This is a genomic window from Methylomonas sp. Uni0009 (genome assembly GCF_054188105.3).
The window spans coordinates 1,517,240-1,530,478 of the sequence record NZ_JBTAFN010000001.1 but is presented as its reverse complement, the minus strand read 5'-3'; the positions used below and the strand labels follow the sequence as shown (position 1 = coordinate 1,530,478).

Genomic DNA, 13,239 nt, shown 5'->3' with positions numbered 1-13,239 from the left:
ATATGGTTTTCCACAGATTTTTCCGCCTTAGTAGTAATAACAATCTAAAGATATATATAAAGTTATTATTATTACTACGATGATTGGACCTGAGTATTTCAGATCACGGAAACATCAATCCTCCGATGACATTTGTTCGGTCAGGTTTTTAGGTAGCTTCTTTTTAACCTTAACTCCCAACTCTTCAAAAGCGCTGGCCTGACGCAGCAAATTGCCGCTACCGCTACTGAGCTTGTTGACGATGCCTTCGTAGGTTTTTTGTACCGTGCTGAGTTGATTGCCCAGTTTTTCAATGTCTTCTACAAAACCTCGGATCTTGTCATACAGACTGCCGGCCTTATCGGCGATCAAGCGGGCGTTTTCGTTTTGTTGTTCGTATCGCCAGATGTTTTGCACGGTGCGCAAAGTCGCCAACAAGGTAGTCGGGGTGACGACGACGATTTTGTGTTCGAAAGCATCGTTGAATAATTTTTCGTCGGCCTGGAACGCCGCCATGAAGGCGGCTTCGATGGGCATGAACAGCAATACAAAATCCAATGAGCGCAAGCCTTTCAAACTGGAGTAGTCTTTGTTGCTTAAGCCTTTGATGTGGTTTCTGACCGCTTCGGTATGTTGTTTCAGCGCTTCGATGCGTTGATTATCGTCTTCCGCCGAGCAATAGCGCTCGTAGGCCACCAATGAAACTTTGGAATCGATGATGACATCCTTGTTTTCCGGTAAGCGGACGATGACATCGGGCTTGAACAGGCGGTTGTCTTCATCGCGAAACGCACCTTGGGTTTCGTATTCGATGCCTTTGCGCAAGCCGGATTGTTCCAAGACTTTTTCCAGGATCATTTCGCCCCAGTTGCCTTGGGTTTTATGATCACCTTTCAAGGCGCGAGTTAGGTTCAGCGCTTCCTGATTCATCTTGGCGGTGTCGCGGCGTAGCGAGACGATTTCCTCGCGCAAGGAAATACGGTCCTTGGTTTCGTTGTCGTAAACACTTTCGACGCGGCTTTTGAATTCGCCGAGCTGTTGCTTAAGTGGCGCGACCAAGCTTTCGATACTGACCTTATTGTGTTCGGTAAATTGCTTGCCGCGCTCCTCGAAAATCCTGTGGGCGAGATTCTCGAACTGCGTTTTCAATTGATTTTCGGCATCCTGTAGCAGACGGATTTTTTCGGCGTTGCTTTTGTGTTGTTCTTGCTGACGCGCGTTGAGATCCGCGTTTTCGGTTTTCAACTCCAACAATTGTTGCTGTAGCAACTGCAACTCAGATTCTTTTTGCGCCAACAGCAAAACCCGCTCTTCGGCCACGGCCAATTTAACGGCTTGTTGTTGGACTTGCTGTTGCTGCTGCTCTAACTGACTTTGCAATTCGCGCTGTCGCTTACCGCTCAGCCAGGCGCAAGTCAGGTAACCAAGCAAAGCCGCCAACGGTATTGCCGCCAGTGCCATCCTTATTTCTGTTTCCATCGAAACCCTCTTAATGAATCAAGCGAACGGCTTAACGCGGTTTGATGGATAAGTCGCCAATCGTGAAACCAATATCAAACCCCTTCCCTCTGCCCAGCATCACTAAGGAAATTTCGCCTCGGGTCAACACCTGCCTATCCACCGAGTTTTTAAAGCCAAAGTGATTGCCCAGCGAGACATAATCGCCAAATAGCTCGCTGATATATTTGACGTCGGTGAAATAGGCTTCGCCTTCTATCACGGAATAGCCTATCGTAAAGCCAATACTTTTTGACGACAGCGTCACCTTGGCTTTTTGACCATTGCGGCAGCTTATCTCCCCGGTGCCATCGTATTGCTTGTAAGCCAGTGAAAATCCTTCCAGCTTGTAGGTCATGCTGCAAGTACCCAATTTCTTTTCGCCAAATTGCTCGTTAAAGTCAATCTCGGGCTGATTAGGCTGGCCGCTATCAGTGGCTTCCGGCACGGCCGGCGTTGCCGGTTCCGATGGCTTTGGAGACGGTGCGTCGGTTAGCGGATGGGTAACAAAATCGGCGTGGCTTATATTGGAAAAACCGGCACATAGGCAGGCGACATAAAGCAGTTTCCGACCAGAAATCTTATGCTTGGCTAAGTCACTCGGAATTTGGCGATACCCCTGTTTGTTTGGGGCTGGCAAGTTCGTTGGCTGTTTATTCATCTATTTCGTCCAAATCAGTTAGACACGGAATATACGATTTGGCCAGAGAGCACAAATCGTTGGTTTTCAAAGCTGGGAAAGCTTGCTGTGAGTTATCAGGAGAGATTGTAGGCTTGGGATTAGCGGGTGGGAATGGCGAAAATCAAAATTGTACCGCTGGGCGATGGCGACGCTCAGATACTGACATTCAATGTTGCTCGTAATGTCCGCCGATAGCAAAAATATAAATGCAGTTATCGTCGAACTTATAAATCAGCCGGTCTTTATGCGAAATTCGCCTGGACCAAAGTCCGGCAAGAGTGTGACGCAAAGGTTCCGGCTTACCCAAACCGGTTGCGGGATCGCCGCGCAGCATTTCCTTGAGCAGTTTGCACAGCGCTTTGTGTAAAACCTGGTCTTTGTCTCTAAGCGCTTCGTAGACAACCCAAGTGTTACCTTCAAATGCTAGTGATCTCATTGAATTGCTCTTCGCTTGGCCGGTAGCCTTGCTGTTGAGTATGTGTGGCGGCGGAAGCAGCGATTTGTGCCATCAGGTTGGCGTTTTGCAACACATAAAGCGTTTCCTGCTCCCGTTCCCAATCGTCTGCGCTGATCACCACAAATGCATCGCCTGCTCGGCGGGTGACTTTCAACGGCTCGTGATTATCGACCACTTGCTCGACGTAGCTTTTTAAATTGTCCCGAAATTGATTGACGCTGACGGTTTCCATAATGGCTTTCTCCTGTACGGAAGTTCCGTACCATTATAAGGCGAAAACAGGGATATAACTACAGGCAAGGGGTTGTTGGGGTGTTCTCTATGAAAAAGTTTCGTAGGTCACGTTGGCGCGATACGACTGTATGGATACAGGAGGTAGGGCAACGCAGGAGCAGTTGCCGAGCGGCTACGTGACAAATCGAGCCATGTTGTCAGGGAACGCTATCGCGAACCCTGACCTACCGGGCTTGTTGGCTGTCACTTGCTCAAGCACCGCGTAAAAACGGGGAAATCGTTATTGGTAGGTGCGGTTAGCGGAGCGTAACCGTACGAATGGGAGGCTTACATGCCTCCGATTACGCTTCGCTAATCTGAGCTGGCTATGATATGGGGATACGGACTGGGGAAGGCAAGCCGATCACCAAAATAGAGGTCACTGATTGCTCCGTTCCCCAGCAAGTTCTTCAAGTTCCTGAAGGCGCATAGACGTGATTCTTGAAACGCACCGCCCATAGCTAACGGAGTTGATGCCTCCGTTGACAATTTGCTCAAGATCACATTCAGACTCTTTATATTTGACCCAACGCTGCTGGGAATTAACCAATGAGTCTCGTGCGTTATTCATTTTATTTTTCTTATATTCGAACAGGAGTTGCTTGTACAAAACATTAATTTTTAATTGACTGTCGTCAGTACTCTTCCTGGCAATACACGCAGAAAAATAGGTGCTCCCGTCAGCTTCCCCGCAGTCGTCAAAGGAATAGGCTTGAGATGCAAACAATGTGATTAGAGACATAGCTAAGACTCTAATGTCCATATCAGAACCTCTAAAAGGTAGTCAAAAAGTCAGAATATCTTACCGCCAAACTAATCCTCACAAACCCCGAAATACCTCAACCGCAGCATCCACAGTCGCCTGCAAATTCTCCTTGGTATGCGCCGCCGAAAAGAAGGTCGGTGGTGCTGTTAGCAACGTGTATACCTCACGAAGGATGGCTACTCAAGCCAAAAGCTTGGCAAGCAGCGGCATGACTTCGGCGGCAAATACCAAGCCGAGCATCCATTTGACGATCAATAAATCCGATTTGACCGGCGCTAGCTCGATTTGCAAATCCTTTTTGGTGAGCGGATCGGCTTCGGTTTGGGCGTCGCGAAAAGCTTCCGATACAGCCTCCGCCTGTTTTTCGTCAAAACCGGCTTCTTTCAACTTACGCACAAATTTGTGAGTATCAAAAGTCACACTAGCCATTGCATATCCCCTTTCAATTTGCCTGTCAGTGTACCAGAATTCAATGAGTTTTCAGGGGTTTGAACATACGCTACATTCAATCCAACAAGCACTTAAACACCTCCGCCGCCGCATCTACCGTTGCCTGCAAATCTTCATCCGAATGCGCGGCAGAAACAAACCCAGCCTCGAATGCCGACGGTGCCAGATATACGCCTTTGTCCAACATGCCATGAAAAAAGCGTTTGAAACGATCAACATCGCAAGCCATCACCTGAGAAAAACGGCTGACCGATTTTTCGCTGCTAAAGAACAAGCCAAACATACCGCCGACCTGGTTGGTGGTAAAGGCGATGCTGGCTGCGTCGGCGGCGGCTTGCAGGCCGGCCAATAATTTAGTGGTTTTGGTGGTTAAATCTTCGTAGAAACCCAGCTGGTTGATCAGTTCCAGGGTTTTCAAGCCGGCGGCCATCGCCACCGGGCAGCCGGACAAGGTGCCGGCTTGATAGACCGGACCCAGCGGCGCCAGATATTCCATGATCTTGCGGCTGCCGCCGAAAGCGCCGACCGGCAGGCCGCCGCCGATGATTTTACCGAGCGTAGTCAAATCCGGTTTGATACCGTACAGGCCTTGCGCGCCTTGCAAACCAACGCGGAAGCCGGTCATTACTTCATCAAAAATCAAAACGCTGCCGTATTGATCACAAACCTCGCGCAAGGTTTGCAGAAATCCTGGCTCAGGCGGGATGCAGTTCATGTTGCCGGCCACCGGTTCGACGATGATGCAAGCGATCTTTTCGCCCAGTTCGGCGAAGGTGCTGCGCACCGCGTCGCTGTCATTGTAAGTCAGCGTGAGGGTGTCGGCAGCGACGGAGGCTGGTACGCCGGGTGAGCTGGGGACGCCGAAGGTCAAGGCGCCGGAACCGGCTTTGACCAACAACGAATCGGAATGGCCGTGGTAGCAACCTTCGAATTTAACGATCTTGTCACGGCCGGTATAACCGCGTGCCAGGCGCAATGCGCTCATGGTGGCTTCGGTACCGGAGCTGACCATCCGCACCATGTCTATCGACGGCAGCAGTTCACAAACTGTTTGCGCCATCAGCGTTTCGATTTCGGTGGGCGCACCAAAACTCAAACCTTTTTCGGCGCTGTGTTTAACCGCGTCGATTACGGCCGGATGTGCGTGTCCCAAAATCATTGGTCCCCAGGAACCGACATAATCGATGTAACGCTTGCCTTCGCTGTCGTAAACATAAGCGCCGGCTGCGCGATCGAAATATACCGGCGTGCCGCCAACACCGCTGAAGGAACGCACCGGCGAGTTGACGCCGCCGGGAATGTATTGTTTGGCTTGAGAAAATAATTCGGAAGATAGTGTCATGGGGAATGAAAGATTGGATAAATCGGTAGGTTGGGTTTACCCTGAATAAGCTCGATAGAGGGTAACCCAACATTTAAGGCCGACGTGTTGGGTTACGGCTAACGCCTTTTATGCCCTTTCGGGCAAACCCAACCTACATCGTTATTGCGGTTTGCCAAACAAATGCGGGCCTTTCGGCTGCGGTTTGTTTTGCAAACAGAAATACGCCGCAGCATCGAATTTGATCTGCAAGGTGTGGGTGTCTTCGTGGTCTTCCAGGTATTTCTCGGCATCGATTTCCGACAGGTCTTTCATGATGTGTTCGGCAATGCAGTCGCAACTTTCTTGGAAGCGTTTTTCGTCGACATCTTTGTTATTCGAATTTTTCAGTTCCCGCGCGACGCATTTGGCTGAAAACTCTTTTTCGAATTGACGTTTCTCGGGTTCGGTCGCTTCACCGCTATCCACGCGATGCACAGCCTTTTTACTTGCAGACGGGGCACTGGCTTTGGGTGTTTCCGCTTCATCGCTGGAGCAGCCGGCAAGGGTCAACGCCGAAACAATCAGTGTGGCAAACAGATAAGACGTTTTTCTAGTTTTCATAAGTGTTGTTAGTTCTATTAGTTAAGTAAATCTTGCAACAATGCTGCCAAGGTTTTTTGTTGTTGATTTTGGGTTAAGCGGTTTGCGGTCACAATGCTTTTTAATTGTTGCAACGCCAGATTGAAATCGTCGTTAACGATCAGATAATCGTACTCCGGATAATGGCTCATTTCCGTCACCGCATCGCGCATGCGCCGGGCAATCACTTCCGGATTATCCTGACCGCGGTTTTGCAAACGCTGGCTCAATACCTCGATAGACGGCGGCAGGATGAAGATAGACAGACTTTCCGGCAACATCCTTCTGACTTGCTGAGCGCCTTGCCAATCGATTTCCAATATCACATCCAGCCCTTTAGCCAGATTATCTTCTACGGTCTGTTGTGCGGTGCCATAAAAGTTGTCGAACACTTGAGCATGCTCCAAAAAAGCTTGCCGCTCGATCATGGCTTTAAAAGTCTCGACCGAGACGAAAAAATAATCGACGCCATCCTGTTCGCCGCTGCGCATCGCCCGCGTCGTGTGTGATACCGACACAGCCAGATCGTCCATCTCGGCAATCAGTTGTTTAACAAGACTGGTTTTGCCTGCCCCGGATGGTGCGGAAATAATATAAAGTTTGCCCGAAATCATGTGTAGTAATGAGGGTAATCCATGCGGCCGTCATTCTTTTCTGATAACGTCCATAGAGTCAAGCCCTAAGCGGTCACTGTGGTATCATGCAAGGCCTTTCTAAGCCCCTTCTTGAATGCCGATGAGTGTGATTTGGAACAACTGCCTGGCCAAGCTTGAACATGAAATTCCCAGTACCGATTTCAGCACCTGGATCAGGCCGCTGCAAGCAGTGGAAACCGACAGCCAGTTAAAATTGCTTGCTCCCAACCGGTTTATTATCGACCACATCAAACAACATTTTTTCGCGATCATCGAAGACGCCGTCAACGAATTTTCCAATGCAACTTTAGCGGTGCAGTTTGAAATAGGCAGTAAAAAATCGCCGGCCATCAAAGCACCGGCACTTAATAAGAGTCCGGCGCAAAAGAAGAATCAACCGAATTTTTTAAACAAAGCCTTCACCTTTGAAAGCTTTGTGGAAGGTAAATCCAATCAATTGGCCAGAGCCGCTTCGATGACGGTTTCGGATAACATCGGCAAGGTCTACAACCCGCTGTTTATCTACGGCAGTTCCGGTTTGGGTAAAACCCATTTGATGCATGCCATCGGCAACGCGGTGCTTTTAAAAAAGCCCGATGCCAATATTGTCTATCTGCATTCCGAGAAGTTTGTGCAGGACATGGTCAAGGCGCTGCAACAAAACAGCATCAACCAATTTAAAGAGTACTACCGCAGCATCGATATTTTATTGATGGACGACATCCAGTTTCTGGCGGGTAAGGAACGCTCGCAGGAAGAGTTTTTCCACACCTTTAACAATCTGCTGGATAACAAACATCAGGTGGTTTTGACTTGCGACAAGTATCCCAAGGAAATCGACGGTTTGGAAGATCGTTTGAAATCGCGCTTCGGTTGGGGCTTGCCGGTGGCGATAGAACCGCCGGATCTGGAAACCCGGGCCGCGATCTTGATAAAAAAGGCCATGCAGGTGGGTGTGGATCTGGATCAAGATATCGCCTTTTTTATCGCCAAGCGGATACCTTCCAATGTTAGAGATTTGGAAGGTGCGTTACGGCGGGTGGTAGCCAACTCGCAATTTACCGGCCGCGACATCACTCTGGAATTTACCAAGGAAGCGCTGCACGATTTGATTAGCTTGCAAGACAAGTTGATCAGTATCGATAACATTCAAAAGACCGTGGCCGAATATTTCAAGATCAGGGTGGCCGATTTATCCTCAAAAAACCGCAAACAATCCATCACCCGACCCAGACAGGTGGCTATGTGTCTGGCCAGAGAATTGACTTCGCACAGTTATCCGGAAATCGGCGATGCCTTTGGCGGGCGCGATCACACGACGGTCATTAATGCCTGCAAGCGCGTGGCCGAGTTGAAAGATGATGATGTGAAGATGGCTGAGGATTACAAAAACCTGTTGAGAACCTTATCGCATTAATTGCGCTTAAGTTGTGGATAAAGTGTGCCGAAAATAGCCTATCCAGCTTATCCACAAACTCAATACAAGCTAAAACGGCATCCGATAACAATGTTTGATACATGCTAAGATTTTGATTTAAATTAGATAAAATAGGTTTTCCACAGCTTTTTATTTACATAGTAGTAACAATATATAAAAGATATTTATATGAAATTTATTATTAGCAAAGATCAAATTTTGCCGCCGTTGCAGCAAATCGTCAGCGTGATCGAGAAAAGGCAGACTATGCCGATTCTGTCCAATGTGTTGTTGCAGGCTAGCGACGAGCAGTTGGTGATGACCGGTACGGATACGGAAATCCAGATTGTTGCTAAGTTAAATATCGAATCAATAGCGCATTCCGGAGAAATCACGGTTCCTGCTAGGAAATTTCTGGATATTTGTCGCTTATTACCCAATGGCGCGGAAATTCATTTTGAGTTGCAAGACGACAAAGTCAAGATTGTCGCCGGGCGTAGCCGATTTTCTTTAAGCACCTTACCGGCCGAGCATTACCCTGAATTCAATGAATCAGAGTTTGAGCATAGCTTTTTATTGAATGCCGGCAAATTCAAGAAGGCGTTGGATAAAACCGTGTTTTGTATGGCTAATCAGGATGTACGCTATTACCTTAACGGCTTGTTGTTGAACGTGAGTAATTCCAGGCTGAAGTTGGTGGCTTCCGATGGTCATCGTTTGTCGATTTATGAAGACGATATTGGACAGGCGACCGGTTATGAATCCCGCATCATCATGCCCAGAAAAGCGGTGCAGGAACTTAGCCGCTTGCTGGACGATGCAGACGCTGAACTAAACATCCAGTTTTCCAGCAACAACATCCGAATTTATTACAAGGATGTAGTGTTCTCTTCCAAACTGATCGATGCCAAGTTTCCGGATTTCAGTAAAGTGTTTAATCAAAGCTTTATGAGTCCTTTGCTAATCCAAAAACAAGTCTTGAGAGATGCGTTAACGCGGGTGGCGATTCTGTCTAATGAAAAGTACAAGGGCGTGACTTTCGATATATCCGGCGATTTGCTGAAACTCAGTACGCATAATCCCGAGCATGACGAGGCCGAGGAAGAGTTGATCATCGATTATCAAGGTGAGCCCTTGAGTATTTCGTTTAACTCGCAGTACATGTTGGATGCTGTGTCCAATTTGGATTCCGAAATGGCGGTGCTGACCATAGCCGGCAATGCCAGCAGTTGTTTTATTGAAGAACCCGAACAGCCTTTATTTAAATTTATTGTGATGCCGATGCGGATGTAGGTTGTCCAGGGATTATGACCTTATTAAAGCTGGATGTGCTGTCGGTCAGAAACATCCATTCCGCAAGTATCTCGCCGTCTCCTGCCATTAATTTCATCACCGGCGCCAATGCCAGCGGCAAGAGTTCGCTGCTGGAAGCTATTTTTATTTTGGGTAGATCCCGTTCGTTTAGAACGACCCATACCAAGCAGGCAATTTCTTTCGAACAGTCGCAATTGACCGTGTCGGCGCAAAATCGGCAACACTCCGGATCCGTCAGCACGCTGGGGATTCAAATTGACAATAAGCAATGCCAGATTCGCATCGACCAGGAAGATCGGCAAAAAGCGGATTTGGCTTACGCATTGCCGGTGCAATTGATTCATCCCAAGAGTTATCGCTTGCTGGACTCCGGGCCGCAAATCCGTAGAGAGTTTTTAGACTGGGGGATTTTTAATCAGCACAAAAACTTTCTGCCCTGTTGGCGCAAGTTTAATAAGGCTTTGCAGCAACGCAACGCTTTGTTGAAAACCCGGCAAATCAAGCAGCTGCCTGCCTGGGACAAAGAACTTGTGGAATACGGGCAGGTGATTAACGATTTTCGTTTGGCCTATGTAGCCAGCCTGCAACCGGTGTTTTTAGAAATGGCTGGCCATTTCTTGGATAGGGATGATGTCGATTTACGCTTCTTGCCAGGCTGGGACGATAGACAAGCCTTAGACTTTATTTTGAAAAACGATCTAGACCGAGATATGCGCTATGGCTTTACACATAGCGGCCCGCACCGAGCGGATTTTCAAACGTATCAAAACAAAAGACTGGCGAAAGATTATCTTTCGCGCGGACAACAAAAGCTTTTGGTCTTGGCTTTGTTGTTAGCGCAAGTGACTTTATTAAACCAGGAAAGCCCATACTCGTGCTGCATTCTCATTGACGATCTAGCGTCCGAATTGGATACAGAAAACCGGGCAAAATTGATAAAATACCTCGTTGGATTGAGTTGCCAGGTTTTTATCAGCAGTACCGATATAGCTGATTTTGGCGACTTAAGTTCGGTAGAAAACTATAAATGGTTTCACGTGGAACACGGCGATGTAAAACAATTTTGATGTTTCACGTGGAACAAATAATAAAAATTAACAACTCCCATCACACACGATACAACCGATTCATGAGTGACATGAAGGCCGGGCATCGTTGCGGTAAAACACAACACAATGGATATACCCATGAGTGAAAATTACGACAGTTCGAATATCACAGTACTTAAAGGCTTGGATGCGGTCAGAAAACGTCCAGGCATGTACATTGGCGACACCGATGACGGTTCCGGCTTGCATCACATGGTGTTCGAAGTGGTCGATAACTCCATCGACGAAGCATTGGCTGGTTATTGCAAAGGCGTCGATGTCGTGATCCATGAAAACGGTTCAGTATCTGTCTACGACGATGGTCGCGGTATTCCGGTGGATATACACAAGGAAGAAGGCCGTTCCGCCGCCGAAGTCATCATGACCATCCTGCATGCTGGCGGTAAATTCGACGATAACGCCTACAAAGTCTCCGGCGGTTTACACGGCGTAGGTGTCTCGGTAGTAAACGCCTTGTCTGAAGAGTTGACCCTAAAGATTCGTAAGAACGGTAAGCTACACATGCAAAAATACGTGCTCGGCGAACCCGTAGCGCCTTTAGCGGTGATAGGTGATTGTGAAGGTAGCGGTACCTACATCAACTTCAAGCCCAGCCCAACTATCTTCACCAATATCGAATTTCATTACGACATCCTTGCCAAACGTTTGCGGGAACTGTCGTTTTTAAATTCCGGTGTGCGCATCTCCTTGCGCGACGAAAGATCCGGCAAGGAAGATGTATTCGAATTCGAGGGCGGTATCAGCGCCTTTGTGCAGCATCTGAACAAAAACAAAACCCCGTTGTTTGAAAAAGTCTTTCACTTTATCGCCGAAAAAGAAGGCGTAACGGTGGAAGTGGCGATGCAATGGAACGACTCCTACCAAGAGAACGTGTTCTGCTATACCAACAACATCCCACAACGCGACGGCGGTACGCATTTGGCCGGTTTTAGAGGCGCCTTGACTCGCACCATCAACCAATACATCGAAACTAACGGCCTGGCTAAAAAAGAAAAGGTCGCCACCACCGGTGACGATGCCCGCGAAGGTCTAACCGCTGTGTTGTCGGTAAAAGTCCCCGATCCCAAGTTCTCCTCGCAGACCAAAGACAAATTAGTGTCATCGGAAGTCAAACCCTTGGTCGAATCGACCATGAACGAAAAACTGCAAGAGTTCCTGCTGGAACAACCGCAAGTCGCCAAAGCCATCGCCGCCAAAATTATCGATGCAGCCAGAGCACGTGAAGCGGCTAGAAAAGCTCGGGAAATGACCCGCCGCAAAACCACCCTGGATATTGCCGGTTTACCCGGCAAACTCGCCGATTGCCAGGAAAAAGACCCGGCCTTGTCCGAACTGTTCATCGTGGAAGGGGACTCGGCGGGCGGCTCCGCAAAACAGGGCCGTGATCGCCGCACCCAAGCCATCCTGCCGTTGAAAGGTAAAATCCTTAACGTGGAACGCGCCCGCTTCGACCGTATGATTTCATCGGAAGAAGTCGGCACCCTGATCACCGCCTTGGGCTGCGGAATTGGTAAAGACGAATACAACATCGATAAACTCCGCTACCACCGCATCATCATCATGACCGACGCGGACGTCGACGGCTCGCACATTCGCACCCTGTTACTGACGTTTTTCTATCGGCAATTGCCGGAGTTGGTCGAGCGCGGCCACATCTACATCGCCCAACCGCCCTTATACAAAGTCAAAAAAGGCAAACAAGAGCATTACGTCAAAGACGACAACGCCTTAAATCAATACTTGATCCAATTGGCTTTGGACAAAGCGCAACTACAAACCGATGCCGACACCCCGGTCATCCAAGGCCAAGGTCTGGAAAAATTGGCGACTGAATTTGCCGACGTGATGAGCATCATCAATCGCCTGTCCAGACGCTACGACGACCTGTATCTGGAGCAAATGACCTACATGCAGGTGTTAAGCGACGAAATCAAAGCCGATCAGCAAAAGCTGCAAGCCTGGTTGGATTTGCTGCAAAAAAATCTGAACGAGGGTGGTCATAAAGCCATATTCAGCACCGAGTTAAAATATCGCGGCAGCGACGACTTCGATGTGGAAGTCAGTAAGCGTCTGCACGGCATTACCAAAAGCTTTGTCTTGCACGCGCCGTTCTTCGCCGGCAACGATTATCAAAAAATCGCCCGCTATGTAGAAAAAACCCTCAGCATGTTCGGCGAAACCTCTGTCATGCGCATGGGCGAACGCGAACAGCAAGTGGATAACTTCAAGCAAGCATTCGAATGGATGATGAAAGAAGTCAAAAAAGGCCAGCATATCCAGCGCTACAAAGGTTTGGGCGAAATGAACCCGGAACAGCTTTGGGAAACCACTCTCGACGCCAACGGCCGCCGCATGCTGCAAGTCACCATCAACGACGTAGTTGCCGCCGACGAAATCTTCACCACCCTAATGGGCGATGTGGTGGAACCGCGTCGGGATTTTATTGTGAAGAATGCGCTGGATGTGGCGAATTTGGATGTTTGACTAATACTGTCGGGTGCCACAAAAAGTGAAAAGTGTGCCAAATTAGTGAAAAACTATTGACACAAAAAATGAAAAAATCCGGCAATTTCCGCTACTGCTAAATTTTCAGTAACCCCTTTAAAACCAGATGACCTAATGGGAGTCTGGTTTTTTATTGAGTCGGAACAAATGATATTGACGGTCAGAATAAGAAACTAATCGTCTACTGGTTTCACAAACTAGTGAATGTCGGCC

Annotated in this window: 13 protein-coding genes; 4 read left to right on the top strand and 9 right to left on the bottom strand. The window is 48.4% G+C overall.

The genetic code is table 11. The features are described 5' to 3' along the window. Positions 1 to 114 precede the first annotated feature (114 nt). From ACWAU0_RS07090 to gmk, 9 genes are all read right to left on the bottom strand, one after another. Positions 115 to 1,458 (bottom strand): DNA recombination protein RmuC, encoded by a 1,344-nt coding sequence (locus tag ACWAU0_RS07090; protein ID WP_458138772.1) that lies wholly within the window; start codon positions 1,456 to 1,458, stop codon positions 115 to 117. Positions 1,459 to 1,489: 31 nt separating this feature from the next. Further along, positions 1,490 to 2,137 (bottom strand): hypothetical protein, encoded by a 648-nt coding sequence (locus ACWAU0_RS07085; protein ID WP_458138771.1) that lies wholly within the window; start codon positions 2,135 to 2,137, stop codon positions 1,490 to 1,492. A gap of 187 nt (positions 2,138 to 2,324) precedes the next feature. Further along, complete coding sequence (locus ACWAU0_RS07080; RefSeq protein ID WP_458138770.1) at positions 2,325 to 2,594, bottom strand: Txe/YoeB family addiction module toxin; 270 nt, start codon at positions 2,592 to 2,594, stop codon at positions 2,325 to 2,327. Further along, a complete protein-coding gene (locus tag ACWAU0_RS07075) occupies positions 2,575 to 2,847 on the bottom strand; it encodes a type II toxin-antitoxin system Phd/YefM family antitoxin (RefSeq protein ID WP_458138769.1) in 273 nt (90 codons plus the stop codon). The genes ACWAU0_RS07080 and ACWAU0_RS07075 overlap by 20 nt, the downstream gene beginning before the upstream one ends. A gap of 420 nt (positions 2,848 to 3,267) precedes the next feature. Next, a complete protein-coding gene (locus ACWAU0_RS07070; protein WP_523070774.1) occupies positions 3,268 to 3,630 on the bottom strand; it encodes a lysozyme inhibitor LprI family protein in 363 nt (120 codons plus the stop codon). 204 nt (positions 3,631 to 3,834) lie between these two features. Next, positions 3,835 to 4,083: a CCDC90 family protein gene (locus ACWAU0_RS07065; RefSeq protein WP_458138767.1), complete on the bottom strand. Its 249-nt coding sequence runs from the start codon at positions 4,081 to 4,083 to the stop codon at positions 3,835 to 3,837. Positions 4,084 to 4,159: 76 nt separating this feature from the next. Further along, complete coding sequence (hemL, locus tag ACWAU0_RS07060) at positions 4,160 to 5,446, bottom strand: glutamate-1-semialdehyde 2,1-aminomutase (protein ID WP_458138766.1); 1,287 nt, start codon at positions 5,444 to 5,446, stop codon at positions 4,160 to 4,162. A gap of 141 nt (positions 5,447 to 5,587) precedes the next feature. After that, positions 5,588 to 6,028, bottom strand: a complete 441-nt coding sequence (locus tag ACWAU0_RS07055) for a hypothetical protein (protein ID WP_033157632.1) — start codon at positions 6,026 to 6,028, stop codon at positions 5,588 to 5,590. Positions 6,029 to 6,045: 17 nt separating this feature from the next. Then, positions 6,046 to 6,660, bottom strand: coding sequence for a guanylate kinase (gene gmk, locus ACWAU0_RS07050; protein WP_192392404.1), 615 nt, complete (start codon positions 6,658 to 6,660; stop codon positions 6,046 to 6,048). A 121-nt stretch (positions 6,661 to 6,781) separates the two neighbouring features. Here gmk and dnaA point away from each other — a divergent pair, with 121 nt between their 5' ends. The 4 genes from dnaA to gyrB all read left to right on the top strand — a co-directional run bounded on the left by dnaA (position 6,782) and on the right by gyrB (position 13,005). Then, the gene (gene dnaA / locus ACWAU0_RS07045; protein ID WP_033157630.1) at positions 6,782 to 8,098 is read left to right on the top strand and encodes a chromosomal replication initiator protein DnaA; all 1,317 of its coding nucleotides are present in this window, start codon (positions 6,782 to 6,784) and stop codon (positions 8,096 to 8,098) included. A 189-nt stretch (positions 8,099 to 8,287) separates the two neighbouring features. Beyond that, a complete protein-coding gene (gene dnaN, locus ACWAU0_RS07040; protein WP_171697042.1) occupies positions 8,288 to 9,391 on the top strand; it encodes a DNA polymerase III subunit beta in 1,104 nt (367 codons plus the stop codon). A gap of 14 nt (positions 9,392 to 9,405) precedes the next feature. Beyond that, positions 9,406 to 10,479 (top strand): DNA replication/repair protein RecF, encoded by a 1,074-nt coding sequence (gene recF / locus ACWAU0_RS07035; protein WP_415879482.1) that lies wholly within the window; start codon positions 9,406 to 9,408, stop codon positions 10,477 to 10,479. Between the two features lie 120 nt (positions 10,480 to 10,599). After that, the gene (gyrB, locus tag ACWAU0_RS07030; RefSeq protein ID WP_033157627.1) at positions 10,600 to 13,005 is read left to right on the top strand and encodes a DNA topoisomerase (ATP-hydrolyzing) subunit B; all 2,406 of its coding nucleotides are present in this window, start codon (positions 10,600 to 10,602) and stop codon (positions 13,003 to 13,005) included. Positions 13,006 to 13,239: the final 234 nt, after the last annotated feature.